The 22,053-nt window shown below is 66.6% G+C and carries 23 protein-coding genes and 1 pseudogene; 12 read left to right on the top strand and 12 right to left on the bottom strand.

The features are described from left to right. Nucleotides 1-312: 312 nt before the first annotated feature. The 3 genes from HCN51_RS42250 to HCN51_RS42240 form a co-directional block, all read right to left on the bottom strand. Nucleotides 313-1,182 (bottom strand): LysR family transcriptional regulator, encoded by an 870-nt coding sequence (locus tag HCN51_RS42250; RefSeq protein ID WP_168017625.1) that lies wholly within the window; start codon nt 1,180-1,182, stop codon nt 313-315. Continuing rightward, nucleotides 1,179-1,874 carry a CTP synthase C-terminal region-related (seleno)protein gene (locus HCN51_RS42245; protein WP_346433991.1) on the bottom strand — a complete coding sequence of 232 codons (696 nt, stop codon included), beginning with the start codon at nt 1,872-1,874 and terminating at the stop codon, nt 1,179-1,181. Before HCN51_RS42245 ends, HCN51_RS42250 begins: the two co-directional genes overlap by 4 nt. A gap of 785 nt (nt 1,875-2,659) precedes the next feature. Beyond that, the gene (locus HCN51_RS42240) at nt 2,660-3,457 is read right to left on the bottom strand and encodes a hypothetical protein (protein ID WP_168017624.1); all 798 of its coding nucleotides are present in this window, start codon (nt 3,455-3,457) and stop codon (nt 2,660-2,662) included. Nucleotides 3,458-3,944: 487 nt separating this feature from the next. Between HCN51_RS42240 and HCN51_RS42235 the strand changes: the two genes are divergently transcribed. The 10 genes and pseudogenes from HCN51_RS42235 (at nt 3,945) to HCN51_RS42190 (ending at nt 10,359) form a co-directional block, all read left to right on the top strand. Next, nucleotides 3,945-4,304 (top strand): TnsA-like heteromeric transposase endonuclease subunit, encoded by a 360-nt coding sequence (locus tag HCN51_RS42235; protein ID WP_168017623.1) that lies wholly within the window; start codon nt 3,945-3,947, stop codon nt 4,302-4,304. Between the two features lie 266 nt (nt 4,305-4,570). Further along, on the top strand, nt 4,571-4,819 hold the full coding sequence (locus HCN51_RS42230; RefSeq protein WP_168017622.1) for a hypothetical protein: 249 nt from the start codon (nt 4,571-4,573) through the stop codon (nt 4,817-4,819). A 151-nt stretch (nt 4,820-4,970) separates the two neighbouring features. Beyond that, nucleotides 4,971-5,564, top strand: a complete 594-nt coding sequence (locus tag HCN51_RS42225) for a PadR family transcriptional regulator (RefSeq protein WP_168017621.1) — start codon at nt 4,971-4,973, stop codon at nt 5,562-5,564. 104 nt (nt 5,565-5,668) lie between these two features. After that, nucleotides 5,669-6,634 (top strand): ATP-binding cassette domain-containing protein, encoded by a 966-nt coding sequence (locus HCN51_RS42220; RefSeq protein WP_168017620.1) that lies wholly within the window; start codon nt 5,669-5,671, stop codon nt 6,632-6,634. Next, a complete protein-coding gene (locus HCN51_RS42215) occupies nt 6,631-7,476 on the top strand; it encodes an ABC transporter permease (RefSeq protein WP_168017619.1) in 846 nt (281 codons plus the stop codon). The genes HCN51_RS42220 and HCN51_RS42215 overlap by 4 nt, the downstream gene beginning before the upstream one ends. 102 nt (nt 7,477-7,578) lie before the next feature. Next, complete coding sequence (locus HCN51_RS42210) at nt 7,579-8,001, top strand: DoxX family protein (RefSeq protein WP_168017618.1); 423 nt, start codon at nt 7,579-7,581, stop codon at nt 7,999-8,001. 27 nt (nt 8,002-8,028) lie between these two features. Then, the gene (locus HCN51_RS42205; protein WP_168017617.1) at nt 8,029-8,862 is read left to right on the top strand and encodes an alpha/beta fold hydrolase; all 834 of its coding nucleotides are present in this window, start codon (nt 8,029-8,031) and stop codon (nt 8,860-8,862) included. A gap of 12 nt (nt 8,863-8,874) precedes the next feature. Beyond that, nucleotides 8,875-9,156 (top strand): hypothetical protein, encoded by a 282-nt coding sequence (locus HCN51_RS42200; RefSeq protein WP_168017616.1) that lies wholly within the window; start codon nt 8,875-8,877, stop codon nt 9,154-9,156. Continuing rightward, nucleotides 9,107-9,334 (top strand): annotated as a pseudogene (locus tag HCN51_RS42195) (ATP-binding protein); the annotation flags it as partial. The gene HCN51_RS42200 and the pseudogene HCN51_RS42195, both read left to right, overlap by 50 nt. A gap of 461 nt (nt 9,335-9,795) precedes the next feature. Beyond that, the gene (locus HCN51_RS42190; protein ID WP_168017615.1) at nt 9,796-10,359 is read left to right on the top strand and encodes a hypothetical protein; all 564 of its coding nucleotides are present in this window, start codon (nt 9,796-9,798) and stop codon (nt 10,357-10,359) included. Nucleotides 10,360-10,639: 280 nt separating this feature from the next. On the opposite strand, the gene HCN51_RS42185 is transcribed toward HCN51_RS42190, so the two are convergent. Genes HCN51_RS42185 through HCN51_RS42175 form a run of 3 tightly spaced genes read right to left on the bottom strand, consistent with a single transcriptional unit; the run spans nt 10,640 to nt 13,697 of the window. Further along, nucleotides 10,640-11,041, bottom strand: coding sequence for a DUF6009 family protein (locus tag HCN51_RS42185; protein WP_168017614.1), 402 nt, complete (start codon nt 11,039-11,041; stop codon nt 10,640-10,642). Beyond that, nucleotides 11,038-12,552: a DNA primase family protein gene (locus tag HCN51_RS42180; protein ID WP_168017613.1), complete on the bottom strand. Its 1,515-nt coding sequence runs from the start codon at nt 12,550-12,552 to the stop codon at nt 11,038-11,040. The genes HCN51_RS42185 and HCN51_RS42180 overlap by 4 nt, the downstream gene beginning before the upstream one ends. Further along, complete coding sequence (locus HCN51_RS42175; protein WP_168017612.1) at nt 12,549-13,697, bottom strand: bifunctional DNA primase/polymerase; 1,149 nt, start codon at nt 13,695-13,697, stop codon at nt 12,549-12,551. The genes HCN51_RS42180 and HCN51_RS42175 overlap by 4 nt, the downstream gene beginning before the upstream one ends. A gap of 1,742 nt (nt 13,698-15,439) precedes the next feature. Here HCN51_RS42175 and HCN51_RS42170 point away from each other — a divergent pair. Next, nucleotides 15,440-16,714: a serine hydrolase domain-containing protein gene (locus HCN51_RS42170; protein ID WP_240973817.1), complete on the top strand. Its 1,275-nt coding sequence runs from the start codon at nt 15,440-15,442 to the stop codon at nt 16,712-16,714. 308 nt (nt 16,715-17,022) lie between these two features. Beyond that, nucleotides 17,023-17,436 (top strand): hypothetical protein, encoded by a 414-nt coding sequence (locus HCN51_RS42165; protein ID WP_168017611.1) that lies wholly within the window; start codon nt 17,023-17,025, stop codon nt 17,434-17,436. Nucleotides 17,437-17,840: 404 nt separating this feature from the next. Here the strand turns inward: HCN51_RS42165 and HCN51_RS42160 are convergent, their stop codons facing one another. The 6 genes from HCN51_RS42160 to HCN51_RS42135 all read right to left on the bottom strand — a co-directional run bounded on the left by HCN51_RS42160 (nt 17,841) and on the right by HCN51_RS42135 (nt 21,772). Then, the gene (locus HCN51_RS42160) at nt 17,841-18,188 is read right to left on the bottom strand and encodes a hypothetical protein (RefSeq protein WP_168017610.1); all 348 of its coding nucleotides are present in this window, start codon (nt 18,186-18,188) and stop codon (nt 17,841-17,843) included. A gap of 239 nt (nt 18,189-18,427) precedes the next feature. Then, nucleotides 18,428-19,714: a hypothetical protein gene (locus tag HCN51_RS42155; protein WP_168017609.1), complete on the bottom strand. Its 1,287-nt coding sequence runs from the start codon at nt 19,712-19,714 to the stop codon at nt 18,428-18,430. Nucleotides 19,715-19,756: 42 nt separating this feature from the next. Next, nucleotides 19,757-20,104: a hypothetical protein gene (locus HCN51_RS42150; protein ID WP_168017608.1), complete on the bottom strand. Its 348-nt coding sequence runs from the start codon at nt 20,102-20,104 to the stop codon at nt 19,757-19,759. A gap of 135 nt (nt 20,105-20,239) precedes the next feature. Then, nucleotides 20,240-20,674: a YbaB/EbfC family nucleoid-associated protein gene (locus tag HCN51_RS42145; RefSeq protein ID WP_240973822.1), complete on the bottom strand. Its 435-nt coding sequence runs from the start codon at nt 20,672-20,674 to the stop codon at nt 20,240-20,242. A 57-nt stretch (nt 20,675-20,731) separates the two neighbouring features. Continuing rightward, nucleotides 20,732-21,451, bottom strand: coding sequence for a hypothetical protein (locus HCN51_RS42140; protein WP_168017606.1), 720 nt, complete (start codon nt 21,449-21,451; stop codon nt 20,732-20,734). A gap of 18 nt (nt 21,452-21,469) precedes the next feature. Then, complete coding sequence (locus HCN51_RS42135; protein WP_168017605.1) at nt 21,470-21,772, bottom strand: hypothetical protein; 303 nt, start codon at nt 21,770-21,772, stop codon at nt 21,470-21,472. Nucleotides 21,773-22,053: the final 281 nt, after the last annotated feature.

Genomic DNA, 22,053 nt, shown 5'->3' with positions numbered 1-22,053 from the left:
CATCCAGCAATCGGACTTGACGGCAGAGCCATGGACGAGCCCGACCCGTTGCCAAAGGGGGAGGCCACAGTGCACGGGGCCGGTTGCCCTCGGCTCCGTGGACAGCCAGGACATCCAAGTGCGTCACCGACTGATGCATGCTTCTCCATCGTGTCCCGCCCAGTGCCGGCCCGTACGGATCACGGATTGGCTCTGTCGATGACAAGGGACAGCGCTTGCCGATCCTCCTGCGAGAGCGATCGTTTCCGATGGAAGACGCTGTCGCTGAGAAGCGACAGCGCCGAGGGCTTACGGTGAGAGCGCTGGCGTGCTTCAGACCCTTTCGAGCGCATGTTCGAGGAGCGCGGTGGCCGCAGGGAGCGGGTCGGCCGGGAGGGCCAGCAGGATGGTGCGCACGGAAGCCGGTTCGAGGGGGATGGCGTGAACGCCAGCGTGGTGAGCGGGTAGAGAGAGCTCGGGCAGGATGCTCACGCCGAGCCCTTCGGCGACCATGGCGAGGATGCTGCTGGTGTCGCGGACTCGATAGTGGCAGCGCAGGCTCGCGCCTGCTTCCCGCGCGAGCGCCGTGATGAGCGGCTCGCATCCGCCCGTCGACATGATGAACGGCTGCCGGGCCAGGTCCGCGACCGGCACGGAGTGGCGTACGGCCAGGTCGTGACCGCTGGGTAGGGCGGCCAGCATCTGGTCGGCGGCCAGCGGGTGCATGACCAGATCGGGCACGCTGGCGGAGACGGCTCCGGCCGTCAGGGTGCCGATGTCGGCGGCCCCGGTCTGCAGCCAGTCGAGGACCTCCCCGTCCGACCCTTCGATCACGGTGAGGCGCACGTGTGGATGCGCCTCGCCGAACGTTCGCAGGATCCGCGGCAGCAGGCGGGCGTTGGCGCTGGGGATGGCGCCGACGCGCAGGCTGCCACGGTCCTGCCCGCGCGCCGTGGCCACCTCCTGCTCCAGGGCTTCGAGCTGGGTGAGGATGAGCGTGGCGCGGCGGCAGACGGCTCGCCCGGCGGCGGTCAGGCTCACCCCGTGGCTGCCCCTGACGAGCAGGGCCAGGCCGAGTTCGCTCTCCAGGCCGCGCAGCGCATGGCTGACCGCGGACTGCGTGGTGTTCAGCTCCTCGGCCGCGCGGGTCATGTTGCCGGTACGTGCGACCGTCTGCAGGATCCTGAGCTGGGTGAACGTCATAGCGCCGCGCGCAGCAGCCCCACGACCAGCGGGTGCGGACGCCCGGGCCACGAGCTCGTCTGTGGCACGAACAGTGTGGCCAGGTAGTACGGGTGGCCGGGGATCTCCAGCACTCGGGCCTCACCGGTGTCGTCCACGCCCGTCACCCGCAGTCCGCCCTCGTGCAGGGCACTCTGGTAAGCGGGATTGAGGCCGAAGTTGCAGTAGTACTGCTCCTTGGCCTCCTCGCGCCCGTACACGTCGGCCACCAGGGAGCCGGGCGTGAGCGTGACGGGCATGGTCCGGCCGGCGAGCGAGCAGGCGAGCTCGGTGACGAACAGACTGGAGGCATAGGGGTCGTACTCGGCGTGCTGCGCGTCCTCGAACCGGAGCTTGTGGCGGGCGTACTCGATGATGATGTGCTGGCAGCCGCCGCACGTCCCCAGGGTGGGGACGCCGTGCTCGCGGCTGTGCCGCAGGGCGGCAAGCGCGCCGCGCAGACTGCGGTACGGGCTGCCCGGGGCGCACCACAGCACGTCCGCGGCGCGCACAGCGGACAGGTCCGTTTCGAGCGGCTCGGTGGCCAGCCAGCGGACCTCGATCTCGACTCTGAGGTGGTCGGCGGCGTGACGCAGCGCATCGTCGGTGGCCACGTGCGGGGTGTACGTCTTGTCGTAGTCGCCGACGACCGCGACCTGCAAGGAAGGCTTCACACGCCAACTATGCGGGGACGGCGGCATGAGCTCCAATACCTGATCGCGCAGGCGCCATGAGCTCACGCTCATGACAGCAGGGGGCCATGAGAGCCGGCGAGCCGACGTCCGGGTACGGCCGGGGGTGGCGTTGTGATGGGAGTGACCGCGATGTCCATGACACGCACGCTAACGACGCCAACGACCTTGCAACCTGGCTCTCCTCAGCCACCGGCCGCAGCACCTGCATGTCGATGATTCCCTGATGCCCTTGGACAGCGAAGACGGCCCGATGTCCGGCCCTTGACCTGGGCGGCCCTGATTCGATGGCACAGGACCCGACCTCACTGGCAACGGATACCTGACGGTGGAGGGGGAGGGCCTTTCCTCCTGGGTGCTGCTCTCTCTCACCGGCATTCCGCGCTCGGCCAGCCCTCAAGCGCTGACCAAACTGACCGGCGACCGCCTCGCTCCAAACAAGGCCGCACCCGCGAGCCATCTACCGCCGATCGCGGCCATGAACCGGGCGCGGCCGCGTCCCCACCCTGCTCTCATCGTCCCGCCCTCAGCTTCACACACCATCGGCGGAACCGAGCCGGCACCACAACCCTGCGGTCGCTCGCCTCTCAAGGCGCAGCGCCCCGACACCAGCCACAAGGCAGGTGCCAGTGCCAGGCCCGAGGTGATGACCATCTCACGACCAGCTGTCGACGTCCTTCGGCCTCCCTTACCCACTCGCACCCCGGGCTTCTCATGAGCGGGGTTTCGCCTGAGCAGCCGGACCGGGCCTCTCGTCACTTGCCCCCTCAGGAATCACCGAATACAGCGCGATGGTGCTCAGCGGTGATCTCAGTAAGACGGGGGACAAGCTCGCCCAACTGCTCGCAGAAGGCGGCGTACCGAGGTTCGCCGAGCACGTCCACCACCTCCTGCATCCACCAGCCGATCTCCCGCAACGTCGGATACTGCGTGGCCGACAACGGCCACTGCATCTGCCGTACTGCCCGTCGCAGGGCGATGATGCTCTCGGCGAGCTCGTCATCGATCAGATGGTCGTATTGGCTCCGGGCGGCGACCAGTTCGGAGGCTGCTTCCCACAGCGGCAACGCATGCCGGTCGTACCAACGAGCCTCGGCAGAGGTCGTGCCAGGTCGGCTCCTGGCCAAGCGGTGCGCACGCTCCGCCCGTTCGCTACGGGCCAGGCCCAGCTTGGCCGCCCGGTGTCGCAAGAGGCGATGCTCAACCGCTTGCCGGCTGCGGACGTTCAGGGCAGGCGCCATGCGGATCATCGCAATCTGCATCCTCACCCCCAGCTCCAGCAGCTCGTGCTCAAGCTTCTCGGCTTCGTCAGGACGGTGCGGACAATGCCGGCGGACGTAGGCGAGGACCCACAGAGCATCCAGAACGTCCTGCACGGTAACCCAGTCCGGCACCCGTCGGCAGGTGAGGATGTGACGGACGATGGTGAGCGGATGCTCGATCGGGTCGACGCTCTCCAGCACGGCCAAATCGGGGTCGCCTACCTTCCTTCGTCGCTGTACGATTCGCTCGATGGCCTCCTGACCTGCGGTTTTATCGATCTGAACCAGTGTCCGCTTCGGCATGTCAATAGTGTATTGACATAAATGATCATGCGGAAGCCACTACGGAAGGCACCCAACCCCTCCGTTGTCCTGTCTCACGAGACCTGGCGTGTTTCTCACCCACCTGGCGTTTTGACAACTACAGTGCGCCCTCGTATGGCTGCACTGCGTACGATGTGGCGGCGGGCTACCTTGACGGCGTTATCGGCGGCTCGCGTCGAGCGGGCCGAGTTCATCTGACCTTCCTGGATGGTGCAGGGGTCGAGCAGCATGCGCCGCTGGCTGTGAACTCGCATGTCTGGTTTGAGCGGGCGCCGGCGGTGCGGTCGTTTCCGTCTTTCCGGAGCAGAAGAACCTTCCAGGCTGGTGGTGGGCGGCCACGACTGGCGATCACGTTGGCTGCGAGTCGTGGGTCGAGCGCGACGTGCTGAGGTGATGGACTTCGACCAAGACATCGTCACCTTCGCCTCCCAACCTCTCTGGCTCACCTGGGCCACCGACGATCTGCGTGCGACGGCATGCACCGGACTACTTCGCCCGGACGCGGGACGGCCAAGGCATGGTCGTGGATGTCCGACCTGACGACCGAGTCGATCCGGCGGCGACTGAGGCATTCGCGGCCATGGGGCGGGCCTGTGAGGAGGTGGGCTGGAAGTTCCATCGAACGGGCGGCCCTGACCCAGCGCTGCGAGCGAACCTTCGCTGGCTGGCAGGCTATCGCCACCGGCGCTGCTATCGGGAAGAGCTCGCCCGAGAACTGCTCCACGTATTCAGCGCTCCGACCGCGCTGTTGCGCGGCGCTCAGCAGGTGGGCGACCAGTTGGTGACGCTTCCGGCGCTCTATCGCCTGCTCTGGAACGGTATCTGACCACCGGCCTTGAGTCCTCGATTCTCGGCCCGGCCGCCATCGTTCGAGCATCGGACCTGCGATGAGTACGGCACGAACGCCGAGGCCGCCGGGGCCGCATCTCGGGGAGCGAGTCACCCTTGAGAAGACGATGCATACTGTGGTCGGCTTGGCCGGTACGTTGGTACGGCTCGCCGCCGAGAGCGGCGTGGCTTTGGAGGTCTCCACCAGCACCGCTTGTAGGTCAGTGCTGACACCACCCGGACCAGGAGGGCACCCTAGTGTTGGTGGGAGTTGACACCACCCTGGCGGGCGCGCAAGCGGAGCTCGTAGAGCAGGCCAAGTGGCGGGAGCACCCCAATCGGGACGCCCCCGAGCACGTCCGCGATCAGGCCGAACTGTGGGCGGGACACGCACGCACCCAACTGGAGTGGGCGAAGAGCCTGAGCAAACGACTGTCTGAGGGCGCCTACACCATGGCCGATGATCCGGGTTCGTGGCGAACGGTCCACGATCCCCTCAAGATGCGCTTCTAATCAACCTTGACTACAGACGTTCTCCTCGTGTACTCTGGCCAAGTAATCAAACTTGATTAGCTCAACCAATCCGTTCGCAACACCGAGAGAAGGACTCGAACCCATGGGAAAGCTCGCGATCGAGACAAGCAGATTGAGCGGAGGTGGGCGTATGTCGGCGACGAAGCTCCTGGTACTCGGTATCGTGCACCTCTCCGGCGGCGCACATGGCTACCAGGTGCGGTCCGAACTGCAGAGCTGGGGTGCGGAGAGTTGGGCCAAGATCAAGCCCGGCTCGATTTATCACGCGCTGAAGAAGGCGGCGGCTGATGGCCTCCTCACCGAACACGCCGAGCCGGGCAACTCCGGGCCGGAGCGCGTTTTGTACCGCGCGACAGCTCGGGGACGTGACGAGATGGTCGAACTGGTCCGCGATGGTCTGCGGCGCACCCACGACGCGGACATGCTCAACGCGGCCATCGCCATGTTGCCCATGCTGACCAGGACAGATGCCATCGCGCACATTAACGAGCGGGTCGCGCGCCTGGAAGCGGAACTCGTAGGGCAGGCCAAGGGGTGGGAGAACCCGAACCCCCACATTCCCGAACACGTCCGCGATCAGGCCGAACTGTGGGCGGGACACGCACGCACCGAACTGGATTGGGCGAAGAGCCTGAGCAAACGACTGTCTGAGGGCGCCTACACCATGGCCGATGATCCGGGTTCGTGGCGAACGGTCCACGATCCCCTCAAGATGCGCTTCTAATCAAACTTGAGTAGACGTTCCTCCTCGTGCATCACTCTGGCCAAGTAGTCAAACTTGACTAGCTCAACCAATCCGTTCGCAACACCGAGAGAAGGACTCGAACCATGGGAAAGCTCGCGATCGAGACGAGAGGGTTGAAGAAGAGCTTCGGCAAGACCCATGCGGTCGCCGGTGTGGATCTGGCCGTGAGCGCCGGTGGCGTGTACGGCGTGCTCGGCCCGAACGGGGCCGGCAAGACCACCACGATCCGCATGCTCGCCACGCTCCTGCGCCCCGACGCCGGAGAGGCGCAAGTGCTCGGCTACGACGTCGTGCGTGACGCCCAGGCGGTGCGAAGCAGGGTGGGCCTTACCGGGCAGTTCGCGTCGGTCGACGAGGACCTCACCGGGGTGGAGAACCTGTTGCTGCTCGCCAGGCTGCTCGGCTACTCACGCCGCCGAGGCAGGCGGCGAGCGGCCGACCTGCTCGACGCGTTCGGCCTCGCCAATGCCGCCGACCGGCAGGTGAAGAAGTACTCCGGCGGGATGCGCCGGCGCATCGACATCGCAGCGAGCCTGGTCGTCCCCCCGGAACTGATCTTCCTCGACGAGCCGACCACCGGGCTCGACCCGCGCAGCAGGAACCAGGTCTGGGAGATCGTCAGGGGCATGGTCGCCGAAGGCACGACCGTGTTGTTGACCACGCAGTACCTCGACGAGGCCGACCAGCTCGCCGACCGCATCGCGGTGATCGACCACGGGAAGGTCATCGCCGAGGGCTCCAGCGGCCAGCTCAAGGCATCGGTCGGCGCCGGCTCGCTGCACGTACGCCTCCGTAGTCCCGAGCAGCGGGCCGAGGCCGAGCGGGTCCTCGCCGCCGCTCTCGACGTGCCGGCCGAGCCGTCCGCCGACCCGGTCGCGCTGTCCGCGCGGATCTCCGACCCCGAGCGGGTCGCCCGCGCCCTGGCCGAGCTATCCCGCAGCGGCATCGACGTCACCGAGTTCGCGCTCGGTCAGCCGAGCCTGGACGAGGTGTTCCTCGCCCTGACCGGACACCCGTCCGAGGAGACACCCAAGGAGGATGCCGCATGAATGCCACGTCCGCGGAGCAGGCGTCGCCGCCGGTCACCGAGGACGCGCTGCGCGGTGTGCTCTTGGCCGGTGAGCGCCCGCCCCAACCCGGTCCGGTGAGCACCTCGTTGACATTCGGCTGGCGCGCCCTCCTGAAGATCAAGCACGTGCCCGAGCAACTCGTCGACGTGACCATGTTCCCGATCATGTTCACGTTGATGTTCACCTACCTGTTCGGTGGCGCGCTCGCCGGGTCGACGCAGGAATACCTGCAGTTCCTATTGCCGGGCATCCTGGTGCAGGCGAACGTCATGATCACCATGAACACTGGTATTACGCTGAACACCGACATTCAGAAAGGCGTTTTCGACAGGTTCAGGTCGCTCCCGGTGTGGCGACCGTCCCCGCTGGTCGGCGCCCTGCTCGGCGATCTGGTGCGCTACTCGATCGGGTCGGCGATCGTCATCATGCTCGGACTGGTCCTAGGGTTCCGGCCGGAGGGTGGCGCCGTCGGCGTGGTGCTGTCGGTCGCGCTGCTGCTGGTGTTCTCGTTCTGCCTGTCGTGGCTGTGGACGATGCTCAGCCTGATCCTGCGCACGCCGAACTCGGTGGCGGGAGTCAGCATGATGGTGATGTTCCCACTGACGTTCGTGAGCAACATCTTCGTGGACCCGAAGACGATGCCCGGGTGGATGCAGGCGGTCGTCGAGGTCAGCCCGATCACCCACCTGGCGACCGTGGTACGCGGCCTGATGGACGGCTCGGTGCCCGCCGGGGAAATCGGCTGGGTGCTCGTCTCGTCCGTCCTTCTCGTCGCGGTCTTCGGTCCCATCACCATGGTCCTCTACCGCAACAAGAAGTAGATCCCGCTACCGCGAGCACTTGGTCGACATCAACTCCGACAACCCGGCCCACTCGGCCAACGCATCACCGGTACCAGGCCCGGACACGACAAGGAGAGACGCATGAGCACCATCCCCAAGAACAACTCGGAAACCGTTGCGCACACGCCCGGGCGGGCGAGCAGCATCGGAGTCTGGATTCTGCAAGTCGTGCTGGCGGCGATAATCGCCGGCGGCGGAATCTCGAAGCTCGCCGGCGACCCGGTCATGGTGGACATGTTCGCCGACATCGGGGCTGGCCAGTGGCTCCGGTACCTGGTCGGAGCGCTGGAGGTCGCGGGAGGGGTTGGACTTCTGATCCCGGCTCTGGCCGGCCTGGCCAGTCTCGGGTTGGCGGCATTGCTGACCGGTGCTGTCATCACCGATCAGTTCGTGCTCGAGCAGAGCCCTTGGCTGCCGCTCGCCTTACTCGTCGTGGCGGCCGTGATCGCAAGGGCGCGGTGGTCGCGCACCAAGGCCGTCGTCGGCACGCTGCTCAGGCGCTGAGACAAACCTCTCGAACGGAGATGTGAGATGAACGAGATGGCCTTTCGCGTGACATCAAACGATGGCACCACCATCGCCTACGACCGGGAAGGAAGCGGCCCGGCCGTCATCCTGGTGGGCGGAGCACTCGACGACGGGGTGGAGAACGCGCCCTTGGCACCAGCTCTCGCCGAGCACTTCACGGTCTACAACTATGCCCGTCGGGGACGCGGCGCGAGCGGCTTCACCAAGCCCTACGCCGTGGAAAGGGAGATCGAAGACCTGGATGCGTTGATCGCGGAGGCGGGCGGCTCGGCACACCTGTTCGGGGCGTCCTCGGGTGGCGCGCTGGCGCTGGAAGCCGCCGCGGCCGGGTCAGCCATCAACACGATCGCCGTGTGGGAGGTGCCCTACGCGGTCGGAGACGACATACGCCCGCGATTCGAGAAGTACATCGCAGACACCCGACGCGCCTTCGACGCCGGGCGAGACGAGGAGGTTCTCGAACTGTTCATGCGCATGACCGGCGCCTCCGACGACAACATCGCGGCCAGGAAAGCGGCAGGCAAGCAGACGGCGCATTGGGCGGATTCGGTCGCCCTCGCGCCCACACTGGTCCACGACAGCGTCTTCCTCAACCGCTACCAATTGCCGGCCGATCGACTGGCAACGGTCACCCAACCGGTCCTGGTCACCACCGGAGGACCGATCACGGTCCCCTACATGGCAGGCCTGCCCTCGGACTTCTTCGACCGCGCGGCCGACGAGCTCGCAGACCTACTACCCCACGCTCAACGGGAGACCCTCGAGGGGCCGGATCATGTCGTCGACCCACAGACCGTCGGCCCGCTGTTGCTACGGTTCTTCAGCAGCGAACACTGAGGGACCCGCGAGATGCTGCAGGAAGACCCATTAGGCACCGCGCAAGCAGATCTTCGTCGCGCCAGGGACACGGGGCGGACAGGTGATGTCGAGGTTGATGTCGTCGGCGGCATCACAGGCCTGATCCTGGGCGTGCTCATCACCAACGTCCTCGTCACCACGCAAGGCCGGGCCGTCGTACTGACCTGGGCTTCAGTGGGACTCGACCTGGCCCACTCGCTGCTCATCGGCTCCGTCGTCGGTACTCGACCGCCGCGGCGCGGAACTCCTCTTCCAGGTCCTCACCGAGCGTGAGGAGAAGGCCTCGGTCGCGATCGCGTCCAATGAGTCCTTCGGCGGCTGGACCAAGACCTTCACCGACCCCCGGCTATGCGCAGCCATCGTCGACCGACTCACCTTCGGCGGCACCATCCTCGAGACCGGCACCGACTCATACCGTCTGGCCCAAGCTACAAAGCAGCGGACAACCTGACACCCGTCGGGCGCGGAAGCGGTGTCGACGCAAACCAACATCCGCGGCACCGACACGTGCCCGGCGGTGTCAGAACTCGCCAATAAGCGGCGTCGGACGGAACCTCCGCAGCCAGCGGCGGCACCATCGCGGTGCACCTGCCGCACTTGCTGGCCGACCCTTCCTTTGAGCTCCTGGGCGGCCCTGCTGGTGGGAGCACTACATCGTCGAGATCCTGACCGGCGTGCGCCCCGATGCCCCGGCTGGCACTCGACCGAGACCTGAGTTCGACCCCGGCTTGCCCGCGGTCCGCGAACGCGACCAGGCCAAGGCCCGCGAACCGGCCAAGACGGGCCGTGAGGGAGTCAGCCTGCGCGCCATCGAGCGCAAGCGTCAGCGCTATCAGGCTCAAGGCCTGGCCGGGCTGGTCGACGGACGCCGCGAAGGCGCCAGCGGACCAATCCGGACGAGTCCACCCGCACGTGCTGGCGACGCTGTCTCAGGCGATTGAGGAGTCCACGGAGCGATCCGCTCGAACGGCGAGCTACTTCTACGGGAAGATCGGCCAGCTCGTTGCCGACCAACCTGATGTCCGCATGCCTTCTCGCGCAACCTTCTGCCGCCTGTTCGACCGGCTCTCCCGTGGAGGCCACGTCACCGGCTCAGCCCGCACCCGCCGATCGCTGGCCAGCCGCCCGGATGGCGAGTTCAGCCAGGTCACCGCCAACCGTCCGGGCGGACGGATGGAGATCGACTCCACGCCGTTGGACATCTTGGTGACGTTCGACGACGGCGTGGTCGGGCGAGTCGAGCTCACCGGTATGGTCGACCGGGCCACCCGCACCGTCACCGCGGGCGGGCTCCGGCCGGCTACCAAGTCGGTGGACGCGGCACTCCTGCTGACGCGAACGGTCACCCCGGAGCGATGCGTCCAGGCTGGGTCCCAGCACTGTCCATGGCCCGCTCCGTGCTGCCCTATGAGCGTCCTAGGAAGCGATCCTGAGACCAGTCACGTGACAGATTCGCTGCCCCGTGACCGGTCATAGCCTGGCCACATCACCGTCGCGCAAGGGCCGATCATGCAGATCAACAAAGGCTGGCTCGTCATGGTCGTCACGAAGCGCTGAGAGGTTGACCTCCGTCGCGCGGAGCCGGGCGCAGGTCGCCCTGCGAGTGCCCGGCCGAACCACGTCGTCGGTCACCGCAACGTGCTCGCCTCTCTCAAGAGCTGTCTGCGGGGGTCGGTTTTGCTTGCGTCTCCTCAGGGCCGACGCTGCCGTCCAGGCATGCGGCAAGCTCGAGGAGCACGCCGACGGGCATTGCGGATCAAGCCTTCGGAAGGGTGAGGCCCAGGGCGACCATGGCCGGAGAAGGCGGACCTCCTTCGGAACGCTCGGTCTTGTGACCGGGCTGACGTGGCGCGAGCGTGCGCGGATCGACCGACTCCAGCGGAGCGCCGGTGCTGTATTCACCGCCGGGCAGCGTGTCGCGATCGTGCGGAGCGAGCCAGAACACCCTGCGGTGGAAGGTCCCGGATGCCGCAGCCCCCTTGGCTGACGGCCCCAGGACGGCGTATCCCACCATCCGGCCATCGCGGTGATAGGCCGGTTTGCCTCGACGCGTGGGCAGCCGATCGAGACTCTGGCGGACGTAGTCGAGCTTGTCGATGTCCTCGAGCCAGACTATGTCGATCTCGTGGATCAAGCTCGCTTCGTTGATCAGACTCATCGCTGCGGCTCCTGATCCTGCAAGTCGGCGCTGAGTGCGATCCCTGGGTAGTACTTGCGTGAGTTGGACAGAACCATGTCCTTGGGTGAGGCCATCTTGAGTGTGTCGCGTATGCGTGCAGCGAAGTTACGGGCTGAGACCGGCGAAGCTCCCTCTTCACCGCACCAGCGAGTGTAGGCGGTGTAGAGGCTGGTCTGTTCTGCACGCATTCCGGGGGCCATTATGCACGCATCCGCAATGAATCGCCCCACCACATCCTCCGTCGCTTCATAGGCGTCAGTAGCTAGACGTACCCGTTCAGGACCGGACAAGTCCTTCTCCCCGGTCAGGTAGCGGCGTGCACCATCGACGAGCCATGCGAGTATCCCCGGCCCTTCCTCATCGACCAGGATGCGCGCCAGGTTGTCAATCTTCTGGGCATCGGACACCACGCGCTCGAAGGGGATCAAGCGCAGTCTCCGCCAGAAGGCGAAGCCCCCCGTACTGACCTCCGGCCGATGGTTTCCCAGCAGCCACAGGTGATGGGTCGGGTCGAAGCTGAAGAAGTCCTGTCGCATGCGACGGGCCTTGATCTTGTCTCCGCCCGTCAGGAGCTTGACCCGAGCTTCGTCGAAGCGGTCGCCGGGCTTGAGCTCGGAGCAGACGATGATGCGGCGGCCATGCAGCTCGGCCAGATCGGTCGGATGGCCGTCGAACGACTTGGCCATGAGGAACCCCGGCGGCGCGGCGTCGGCGTAGTCGCCCAGCAGTTGCAGCATCACTTCCAGCAGAACCGACTTGCCGTTCTTTCCGGCGCCGAACAGGAACGGCAGCACCTGCGCCCCGACATCGCCCGAGATGGAGTAGCCGAGCAGCAGGTGCAGGAAGTCGATGGTCTGTTCGCCTTCGGCGTCATCTCCGAAGGTGTCGACCAGAAAGCGTTCCCAGCGAGGAATAGGGGTGGTTTCCGGGGCCAGGGTCGTGGCACGCGAGTGAAGGTGCTTGTGCGGGTCGGGCGGGGTGATCAGGCCGGTGCGCAGGTCCACGACGCCTGCCGGAGTGCACAAGGCGTACGGATCGGCGTCCAGCATGGTGGCATTGAGCGCCATGCCAGGGGCGGCCTTGGCCTGCAGCAGCATGGCGTGGATGCCGGCCGTCGACAGCGCCCGCTTCTTGTGCCGTCTCAGCTCGGCGGGGGAGTGGCGGTGATATGGATCGATCGTCGCCAGCTGCTCGGCCATGTCGCCGGCCGCCCACAGGACGGTGTCACCTTCATCGAGCACCCACCGGTAGTCGGCCCACCGGTACCAGCCGAGCCCCGGCACATGCCGGAAGTCGCGGCCGTAGAGGTCGACGAACAGCTTGGCGTTGCCGCGGTCGCTGAGATGTTCGGGCAGCAGGCCGTTCTTGGTGGCCGACGGCGGCAGGGAGGACTCCTGGGCCGGCGCGGCGGTGGGAAGGTCGGCCAGGTCGAGCATCTGCTGTGCGACGGCTTCGGCGTTGAAGTTGCCTGGCTCCGTTCTGGGAGTCATGAGCGTCCCTGAAGATAGAGCGGGCGAGTGGCACCTCGGGTCAGGCCACTGGCGATGATTTTCGCTGAGCGGTTCTCTTGTCCGGCGCGGGCGTGCCGGGCGGCTCTGGTGAGCTCCTGTTCCGCGTCCTGCCTGCTGAGGTAGCCTCCCGCTACCAGGCCGCCGGCAGTGTAGGCGGCGCGGTTCAGTTTCGCCGTGAAGCCCGCGCCCTCGTCGACGGCGGCGCACGCTTCGACCTCGGCCGCCAGAGTGTGCAGGATGCGCAGAGCAGGATGCGCGCCGCCTCCTGCCTTCGTGACGGCTTCGCGGGCACGGGGCGGGACAGGCGGGCTCGTCTCGGCGAGCGTACGGGGCCTGTCGCCAGGCACATGCCCGGTCCGGGCGAGCTCTTGGGCCAGCCAGCGGGGAAGTGCCGCAGGCTGACGGCTCTCTCCCAACGGGGTGTAGAGGCCGTCCTTCGTCCGGGTGCCCGGGGCGATGATGTAGCCGCCGTGCGCTCGGACGTCCACCTGCCAGGCAAGAGCACGCGCCTTACCAGAGCCGGTGGAGCACAGGAACGTCATACCAGGATCAGCTCGGTACCAGACGTGCAGCCCGCCCGAGGGGGTGCGGACACGCAAGGTGGTGGCGTCTTCGGCGGGGCTTCTTTGGCCGCGCAACGCGGCCAAAAGAGCCAGAGTGTGATAGCCCGAGGCCAGCCCCGTCAGGTCGACCTTCGGGTGAATGGGGATGCCGGGCAACAGCTGGTCGCGTTCCGGCACAGGCGTGGGGTGGGCATCGATGTCGATGACGACAAGTCTGGCTGGGCCGCACGCCACGCCCACCCCGGAATTTGGCTGGGTCCGCCACCACCGGTTGATGACCTGCTGGTCGAGAGTGGCCGCTAGATGGCCGTGGCACCAACGCCCTTCGGTGAGGCAGGGGCAGCCCTCAGCCACATGACCGGGGGCCTGGCAGACGGCGCAGTTTCGGGCGGGGAACTTCCGGCCGGGGGCCAGTGGGTGGACTGGCCAGCCTTGAGCGGCGCACCATCGCGCAAGAGAGAGCGACTCACTCGGGAAAGGCTGTACGGCATCGGCTGTCTGAAGAGGGGAAAGCAGCGTCACATCGTCCCTTCTCTTCGGCCGTCGGTGTGCTGGGGCCATGCCCGGCGGTGGGACGAGTCGAGCTCGGCGGTCGCCGTGGAGCTGAGCGACTGAAGCGACTGAAGCGACCGACCCTCGGACATGGCACAACAGAGTAGCGGACCGGGGGGCGTGTGCGGCGGATTAGGCAGGCGTGGCGGGTGGGAGAAAGGGGGAACAACGGGGAGAGGCCATCCGCTGCCTCTGCCCCAGGCCCGTCGACGGCTGGTTCCCTGTTCTTCGGTCGCTGGTGCTTGAGTCGCTTCAGTCATGAGCAGGAACACATTGCTGAGCAGGACAGCAGCGACCTGGGAGCGACTGAAGCGACTCAGGTCTCCATCTATGAGTGTCTGCAAAACGAGCAGTATTACGGGGCCATATAGGGCAGGGACAGTCGCTTGGGTCGCTCCGATAGCCACGGCTGACCTGCTGACCTGCTGTTTCGTCCAGCGACTCAACGACAGCGACCGAACCGCAGCGACTCAACGCCGCCTGGCCTGATGAGCTTGGGTCACTGACATCACGAGCCCTCCCAGCCAAGCCCCCTGCGGGACCACTACACCGATGTCGACGGTGCCCGCCCTCCCGGGGACGCAGTGAGTTTCGTTCCACTTTCCGTGTCTTCCCCTGACCGCGACCTCGTCTTCTCGGACGTGAGAATCAGTCGCTTCGGTCGCTGGCTGTCTTCGCCTGCACATCCGCCCCTCATGAGAGCGTCCCGCAGGCCCCGTCTTCCCGGCATCAGCGACCAGAGCGACCGAGGCCGCACCATGACCGACCCTACGCCAGCTCGCGCCTCCGGAAACGGCCATTTCCCACCTGAACGCGCACAACCAGTCACTTGACGGATGCACACAAAACCCTCACGGCGGGCCCCAGCCCCGGCGACGCGAGAGCTTCTGGGTCGCTTTCCAAGGCTGCCGCCGGCCACGAACGGCCTGATCAAAACGGTTACACGCTCGCCGACGGCGGCCGCGCCCTCCAGCCCGAGGAGGGTTTGGCCGCAACAGCACTGACAGCCGCCTGGAACAGTCGCTGTCTCGGCCGGCCGCCTCACCGTGCCGAGCTGACACATCCAGCAAGCACCCCGATTGCATGCCAGCTCGACGACAACGGCCGATCAGGATCGCTACAGTCGCTCCGCTGACAGGGCCCCCGCCCCTCTCCACGATCAGGCGACGCCGTACGGGCAAGGGAACTCACCAGTCACGTGACAGATTCGCTGGCGGAGCCGAGTGGTTTTAATCATGGCGATGGCCAGCAGGCCTCCAGGCCAGTTCCGCGAGGGTATCGGCGATGGCTGAAGAGTCGCTCGTCCCAGCGACCGAAGCGACCCATGCCTTCGCACGCCGCGGAACGCACCTTGCTCCCTCGAAAGGGCGACTGCATGACAGCGACCCTCGGTCGCTCCGGTCGCTGTCTGGCGCCCGCCCCGCCGGCTCACAGCGACTGAAGCGACCGAAATCTCGGATATCCTCTCGACTCGCGCGCCGGGGCGGATCCACTGCCTGTGCGGGGACCTCATGCCGCTCGCCCCTCCGCGTTCAGAGATACCTCCCCGAAGGGTACGCGGCAGGCACGCTCGCGGCCGCTAGGCCGTTCCTGTGCCGGCCATCACGAGGACATCCACGGGCTCCCCACGCCTCTCCCCGAGAGGGAGGCCCCCAAACCATGCCGATGGCCGCAGATCCGTTTCGGCCCGCAGGAGGCAATCCGGGTGAAATCGATCCACCAGAGGTCACCGATCCACTACACATCTGCTCATGACGATCAATGAGCCGCGCACGTCCATGTCGACCGGTCTGAGCCGCAGACGGTTCCTGGCGACGAGCGCCGCCACCGTGCCCGCCCTCGTTCTGGGAACCTCCCACCCCGCGCTCGCCGCGACGGTGCAGACCGCCGGAGTGGCCCCGGCCGCGCTGGCCGGCTTCGACAACGTGATCAAGACCTACATCGTCGAGCGCGCCATCTCCTGCGCCCAGCTCGCCATCACCAAGGACGGCAAGCTCGTGCTCGCACGGGCCTACCGCTACAGCGACGATCCGGCCGTGCCCACGCTCGGCCCTACCTCGCTGTTCCGCATCGCCAGCCTGAGCAAGCACATCACCGCTGTGGCGATCGTGCGGCTCGCCCAGGACGGCAAGCTGAACCTCGGCACATCCGTCGCCTCCCTGCTCGGACTGCCCACCACGGCCGACCCCCGGCTGGCCAACGTGACAGTGTGGCGGCTGCTGCAGCACACCGGCGGCTGGGACCGCGACCTGTCGGGCGACTACCTGTACCTGGACCACACGATCGCCCGCTCCCTCGGCGTGCCCCTGCCGATCACGCGCGAGCACATCGTCCAGTACGCCTGCGGCCGCCCGCTCGACTTCACACCCGGCAGCCGGTACGCCTACAGCAACTACGGCTACCTGCTGCTCGGCATGATCGTCGAGAAGGTGTCGGGCATGACCTATGAGGCATACGTCCAGCAGAAGATCCTGGCCCCCGCCGGCATCACCCGGATGCGGCTCGGCCGTACCCTCAAGGCACAGGCCGCGCCCGGCGAGATCGTCTATGAGTCGGCACAGACGAGTACGACCGTCACCGACGCCTCCGGCGCGACGGTGCAGGCCCCGTACGGGGGCTTCAGCATGGAGAACCGCGGCCCCGGCGGCGGCTGGCTGGCCTCCGCGGTGGACCTGGTGCGCTTCGCGCGTATCCTCGACGCGCCCGGCACGGTGCTCAATGCCACCTCCATCTCCAGGATGGTGGCCCAACCGGAGACCGGCGTCACCGAGAGCGGCTCCTGGTACGGCGCCGGTCTGTGGGTCCGCCAGGTCACGGGACACCTCAACACCTGGCACAGCGGTGGCCTGCCCGGCACCTACACCTACACCGCGCGCCTGCAGAACGGCTTCACCTACGCCGCCCTGTTCAACCGCAACGAGGAGAGCGGGTCACCGGACTTCGACGTGCTCAGCCCCCGTATCAACGCCGAGATCGGCAAGGTGACCTCCTGGCCCACGACGGACCTGTTCCCCCGCTACCTCTGAGGTCGGCTCGGGCGCGAACCGAAGTCCATGAGGGATCTCGACCGGCGAGCCGTGGCATCGCTCCACGCGCTCGCCAGACCTGGCGGCATCGGCATCCTTCTCTCAAGACCCCCTGACGCGATCTGACCGTCGCGCGCAACTCAGGCCGCAGAATGAGCCAGCGCGCCGCCAGTTGGCCGCCCGCCTGCGGGTGCGGCGAAGCGAGCCAAGGCCGCCGACGCGGCGCATGCCAGTCGCGTGACGGATGCGCCCGTCCCCGTCCCTCTCATAGCCTGCCATGCCGCACGTTTCCGCAAGAAAGGACACACATGCGCTACCGCAAGAAGCTCGCGGCTCTTGCAGGAATGGCCTTGGCAGGATGCTGGCTGGCCGTGAACGCGGCACCCGCCGCAGCCGCCGGGCCGTGCGGTCGTGGCTACGAGTGGGTGGACAGCCACCGTATCCCCGACCATGGGCCGAAGACAGGCTCCATCGAGGTCTACTACAACCCGGACATGGAGAGGAATTGCGCGATCGTCCAGGCGCAGGCGTCGGGGGAGAGGCAGTTCATGTCCGTGGACATCGCGCTCGCTGGTGCCAAGAAGTCGGCTGATGCCGACTTCGGTATGCGCAAGCATCGAGCAGGGCCTGTGTACGTGTCATCGGGGGGCCGGTCCTGCATCGATCTGATCGCCATCATCGGCCCGCTCACCCGCCAGGTGAGCGGCGAACAGTGCCACTGATCCCTCGGACGACGCCTTCGGCCCGTTCGGTCGAGTCCATGCTGCGCCGGCCCTTGACCCGAGGCCGACGGCGAAGATCCGATCCGCACACCAGTCATCTGAGGTTCGCTGACAGGTTCACCCCGACAGATCCTTCCCCTACCGTTTCCAGCCGCCGAATCGCTCAGCGGATGGAAACCGATGCAGCATCACGAAAGGATCGCTGTACTGGCAGGTGCGATGCTGGCCTGCCTCTGCCTTCCTGCCAAGGCCGCACCGGCGCAAGCCGCCGGCCCCTGTGGGGACAGCTATGCGCAGGTCGGCAGCTACGGCATCAAGGTCGATGGGTGCAGTTCCCGATCGGGGATCGGATGAGCTCGGTTCAACGTGCGGTCGCGGTAGGCGGGGTCGTTCTTCTACCGCCGTCAGAGTTCGAAATCCTGGTAGCCGTACTCGGCAGTGTGCTCAAAGTGCCCGGGCAGCGGGCGCAGTGCGACTACGTCTCCCTCTCGCGCGACCTCCCCTCGCAAGGGCGGCACCTCGATACGGTCCCAGTGGACAGTGACGGATACCGCGTCCCCGAGCTCTCCGGCGAACATGCGAAACGACGGAGTCTGGATTTCGTCCTCTGCCTTCTCATCGGCCTCGAAGTCATACCCCACCTGCTCCTCAGGCCCGGTGAACGTGATGTCCGGATAGCCTGTTATTGAGATCGCCAGGAACGGATGCCGGTCGATCGAATCGGCCTGCATCCCCTGCTGGTAGACGTCCAAGGTCAGACGGGCGCCGTACCAGCAAAAGCAGGTACAGGCTGATCTCCGGTGCGAGCTCCGCAGCCAGATCGTGCTGCACCGTCCGAAGTGCGAGTGGCCGTACCGCTGGTCCCAACCGACGTCGCCCGGATGGAGGCAGACGGGTCAGCTGACACTGGCACGCGTCCCGCCGCTGCCGAGATCATCCCGTCAAACGGACGCGGTGACACTCCACCCGGACGTCATCAGGAGATCGCGGATCACGGCCGGCGCCCCGGCCGGAACCGCGCGGGGAGATGATTCCACGCGCGGCGGAACCCCCTCGGGAACGCACCGATCGGCAGCGGGTGACCCCAGCCGTTGTGCCAATCGTGTTGATCGGCCGGGAGCCGGCCAGCGCGGCAGGCCGACGCGAGCCTGGAAGCATGCGTACGCAGATGGGCCAGGGCGAGCTGGGCCGCCCCTTCCTCACGACTCCACCCGGCCCGCCAACCGGCGAAGTCCTCGGCATTCCCCGAGGACAAGCGGTCGAGACCGGCCAGCCAACGCGCCGCCTCACCGTTCCCCTCGCTGCTGAGCAGATGCTGATACCACGCGACGGGAAACCACCACGGGGGCGACCCGGTGTCGTGATCCAGCAGGCGGGCGTACGTTCCGGCGACAAAGCGGGGAACGTACAGTAGCGGCATGGCGGCTACGCCGATGAGGATGTCGGCCTCCTGGTGGTTCAGGCCGAAAGCGGTAAGCAACTCGCGCAGCCTGGTCCACACCGCCACCCGGTCAAGGTGCACGCCGCGTTGCGCCTCGTCCGGCAGGAACCACCGGTGGACCTGCCGCTCACGCAGGAGCGTGGCGCCGCCGGTGTCATGCTCGGCAGCGGCTCCCACTTCGGCCCAGCGCAGCCACGAACCGTCCGGTCCAGCGTCGGCGCCGATCGAGGCCGAACTACCGGCGTCGATCGGCGGGACCGGCAGCGGCAGGCAGGGCATCAGATCCGGCAGAGCCAGGAGGTCCACCCGATCGCCACGCCATGACAGGTGGCACAGCAGCGCACCGGCGAGGACACATTGAGCCCCGACGGTGCTCAGCCTCTGCTCACCGGAGGGCAGATCGAGGCTGCAGGCGATCGTGTGATGCTTTTCCCGGTAGACGATGACGAGCGTCTCGTCGAAGAACCGCATCTCCTTCACATTGCAGCCGAAAAACGGGTTGTAGGTGGGCAGATCCACTCGAAGATGTGGCAGGCCACCTCCGGCCACGTTGATCGTGATGTTCACCGGGATGTGACCGTGCGCGGGGCTGCCTGCCACCTGCTCGACCCACCCGACGCGGCCGTCCTGCCGGTCGATCGTTCCGGCGAGGATCTCGACACCGCGATCGCTGGGCGCTTCCTGCATCGTCGCTGGGGAGAGGTAACCGGACGCGCGTGGCAGCGGGGACGCCTCATAGCGGCCGCCCAGGCCCAGGGCCGCACCGATCGAGGAGAGCAACTCCGTCCGGGAACCTGGGTTCCGGCCTGCCGCGCCCACCCGGTCAAGATCATCCACGGCGGCAGTGTACGGCGGTCCACGACATCATGAACAGGCTGGTCACAGACGACGCCTCACCCGGTGAATGTCGGTCCCGTTTCCCACATTGCCGCCATCGCAGACATTCACGCAGTCATGGTTACCATGGACCTGTGCGGTGACCTCCCGGAACCCGAGCTCGCCGAGTTGTACCGGCACCTTGGTCCGCGCCTCAGGGCATGTCCGCGAGCAGACGCTCATCGTCAACGACGTCCTCGAGCTGCTGGATGAGGAGCACGAGCCAATACGAGACGACAACGGCGACTGGGTGATCAGGGAGGTTTCCCGGCCGGGGTGCGATGACGGCACCCCTGACGCGGCGTCGAAGAGGCCTGGTGCCGGGCTCTCGATCCTGGTGCGCTCGATCATGATCCACACGGTAGATCGGGACGCCTGCGCTCGACCGGCGCGCCCCACGACTGTCCCGCTGCGACACCCATCGCCCGGGGAGCCGCCTATCGCACCTCACAGCCGCATCAGCGCCTGGAGACCAAGCAGGGGGTCTCATCTGCCCCCGTCGATTCCCATCCGCCTGGTCTTTTCGTTGATGAACGCGGCGAAGGACGCGTCGGACTCGGCCAGCAAGGCCTCGATCCTGTCCGGATCGAACATCTGCTGGGGAAGCTGACCGCCGAGGGCGTTCTCCAGCAATTCCTGCGTACGCCGCGCCGCCTCATCCTGAGCGGTGCCGATCGCCCGCAGGAGTTCCTCCGCCAGAGTAGGCGAGTCGAGCCGCGTCACCCGAGGATTCAGATCGATCTTGGTCACCCGGCCGGCGCCATCCGTGAGCACCGTGATCAGACCGCTGGCGCCGCTCCCCACGCCCTGCACGCTGGACAGTTCCCCCTCCGCTCCGGACAGGCGACGCATGGTCTGCTGGGCTTCGTCTCGGATGCGGTCCAGATCGGCAAGGTCGATCTTCGCAGGGTCGAATGGCATGGCGGACACGATGACTCCTTCTCCGCGGTGACTGCTTCACCACCGATGACGGGCTCTTCAGGCCGACGCGGCCGAGCCGGTGTTCTTGGCATGCTCCGGCTTCTCGCGCTTGGGCGCCACCCACTGAGAGGGGGGATCCATGGAGATCACCGCCCTCTGGAAATCGATGCGGGCTCCCCCGGTCGGTGTAAGGTTGAATATCTTCGGCAGCGCCGTGCCGGTGTCGGCCATGGTGACGGCCACCGCCGCCAGGAAGGTCGCCAGGATCTTCGTCTGGTTGGCGAGGACGAAATTGGTGAAGGCGACGAGCCGGGCAAGCGCGATTTCCCCCTGGGCTCTCAGATACGGCGTGGCTCTCATGAGCAAGGTCGCGGCCAGATAGCTCAAGACGATGGAGGCAAGAGCCCCGATCTCGTACCAGTACCGCGCATAGGCGTCCCGTATCTGATCGACCTGACCCTCCATGGTGTAGCAAAGGCCGCTCAGTTTCTGCAGATCGCCTCCGAAAACGGCGGCCGCGTTCAAAAACGCCTGACGGTCATCGGCGATCCAGTCGGCGCGGGACAGGAACACCGCATTGCCCAGCAGGCCCGGATACTCGACCTCCAAAGCCTTGGCAAGCGCGTTCCAGTTCGCCTTCGCATCCCCCATGCCGGGAACATTCGCCACCGCCGTGCTCAACATGACGACGGTCGGGACGAGCCGCTTCTCCCACCTCGCGGCCTCCTTGAAAGAATTCCAGGCGGCCGCCTGCTGCAAAGCAGGAAAGTAGACCACGCGGGTTCCCCTCCGATCTTATTTGTAGACGACGGTGCTGCTCTCCTCGGCGTCCCGCCAATTCTTTTTGATCGTCTCCAGGGCCGTGACCCACGCCTCCACCGTCTTGACTGCCTTGTCCACGGCACCCCGCACGTCATCCTGTCTCGCCCCGTACGCCTGGCTCAGCGCCAAGCCCAAAGGCATGCCGAAACCCGGAGCGGGAACGTCGGTGTCGTCGATGGTCTTCTTCAAGGCTTCCAGGGCCGGAATGAACGTCTCGTCAAGGTGGTGCTGGATGCTGGAGATCGCAGCCGAAGTGACATAAATCTCCTGGGCCATGGTCGGCTCCTCCCCGCAATAGTGGCTGGCCTCGGCGCCGCCATGAGTCGGCTGGGCTCGCCGGGGATGGACGTCGCAGTGAACATTAGGTAAACCGAGCAAGACGGTGAATCCGTCAATTGACTGGTCATCAGCTGTCGCCCGCGGGTCGCGCCGACAGCATCGGCGCCAACCCCTCCGCCGCCTGGTCTTCGTGGACGGAGCCCGGCTCACCGCTATGGGGAGGCCGGCTTGAGAGGTCTTGTAGGGTCGGCCGTCGATGAGCTGGATGCCTGTTGAGG

It is taken from the genome of Nonomuraea composti, assembly GCF_012034275.1.
GTDB lineage: Bacteria > Actinomycetota > Actinomycetes > Streptosporangiales > Streptosporangiaceae > Nonomuraea > Nonomuraea composti.
Note: the sequence above shows the minus strand (reverse complement) of the source record. Positions and strands in the feature narration are given on the sequence as shown.

What these genes read in the sequence shown, in the direction of transcription:
- HCN51_RS42225 (WP_168017621.1), top strand. Translation starts at nt 4,971, where the DNA reads ATGTCGGCGACGAAGCTCCTGGTACTCGGTATCGTGCACCTCTCCGGC.
- HCN51_RS42165 (WP_168017611.1), top strand. Translation starts at nt 17,023, where the DNA reads ATGCGCTACCGCAAGAAGCTCGCGGCTCTTGCAGGAATGGCCTTGGCA.
- HCN51_RS42240 (WP_168017624.1), bottom strand. Translation starts at nt 3,457, where the DNA reads ATGCCGAAGCGGACACTGGTTCAGATCGATAAAACCGCAGGTCAGGAG.
- HCN51_RS42175 (WP_168017612.1), bottom strand. Translation starts at nt 13,697, where the DNA reads ATGGCCCCAGCACACCGACGGCCGAAGAGAAGGGACGATGTGACGCTG.
- HCN51_RS42145 (WP_240973822.1), bottom strand. Translation starts at nt 20,674, where the DNA reads ATGCCATTCGACCCTGCGAAGATCGACCTTGCCGATCTGGACCGCATC.
- HCN51_RS42200 (WP_168017616.1), top strand. Translation starts at nt 8,875, where the DNA reads ATGCTGCAGGAAGACCCATTAGGCACCGCGCAAGCAGATCTTCGTCGC.
- HCN51_RS42180 (WP_168017613.1), bottom strand. Translation starts at nt 12,552, where the DNA reads ATGACTCCCAGAACGGAGCCAGGCAACTTCAACGCCGAAGCCGTCGCA.
- HCN51_RS42185 (WP_168017614.1), bottom strand. Translation starts at nt 11,041, where the DNA reads ATGAGTCTGATCAACGAAGCGAGCTTGATCCACGAGATCGACATAGTC.
- HCN51_RS42250 (WP_168017625.1), bottom strand. Translation starts at nt 1,182, where the DNA reads ATGACGTTCACCCAGCTCAGGATCCTGCAGACGGTCGCACGTACCGGC.
- HCN51_RS42205 (WP_168017617.1), top strand. Translation starts at nt 8,029, where the DNA reads ATGAACGAGATGGCCTTTCGCGTGACATCAAACGATGGCACCACCATC.
- HCN51_RS42150 (WP_168017608.1), bottom strand. Translation starts at nt 20,104, where the DNA reads ATGATCGAGCGCACCAGGATCGAGAGCCCGGCACCAGGCCTCTTCGAC.
- HCN51_RS42210 (WP_168017618.1), top strand. Translation starts at nt 7,579, where the DNA reads ATGAGCACCATCCCCAAGAACAACTCGGAAACCGTTGCGCACACGCCC.
- HCN51_RS42170 (WP_240973817.1), top strand. Translation starts at nt 15,440, where the DNA reads ATGACGATCAATGAGCCGCGCACGTCCATGTCGACCGGTCTGAGCCGC.
- HCN51_RS42215 (WP_168017619.1), top strand. Translation starts at nt 6,631, where the DNA reads ATGAATGCCACGTCCGCGGAGCAGGCGTCGCCGCCGGTCACCGAGGAC.
- HCN51_RS42220 (WP_168017620.1), top strand. Translation starts at nt 5,669, where the DNA reads ATGGGAAAGCTCGCGATCGAGACGAGAGGGTTGAAGAAGAGCTTCGGC.
- HCN51_RS42135 (WP_168017605.1), bottom strand. Translation starts at nt 21,772, where the DNA reads ATGGCCCAGGAGATTTATGTCACTTCGGCTGCGATCTCCAGCATCCAG.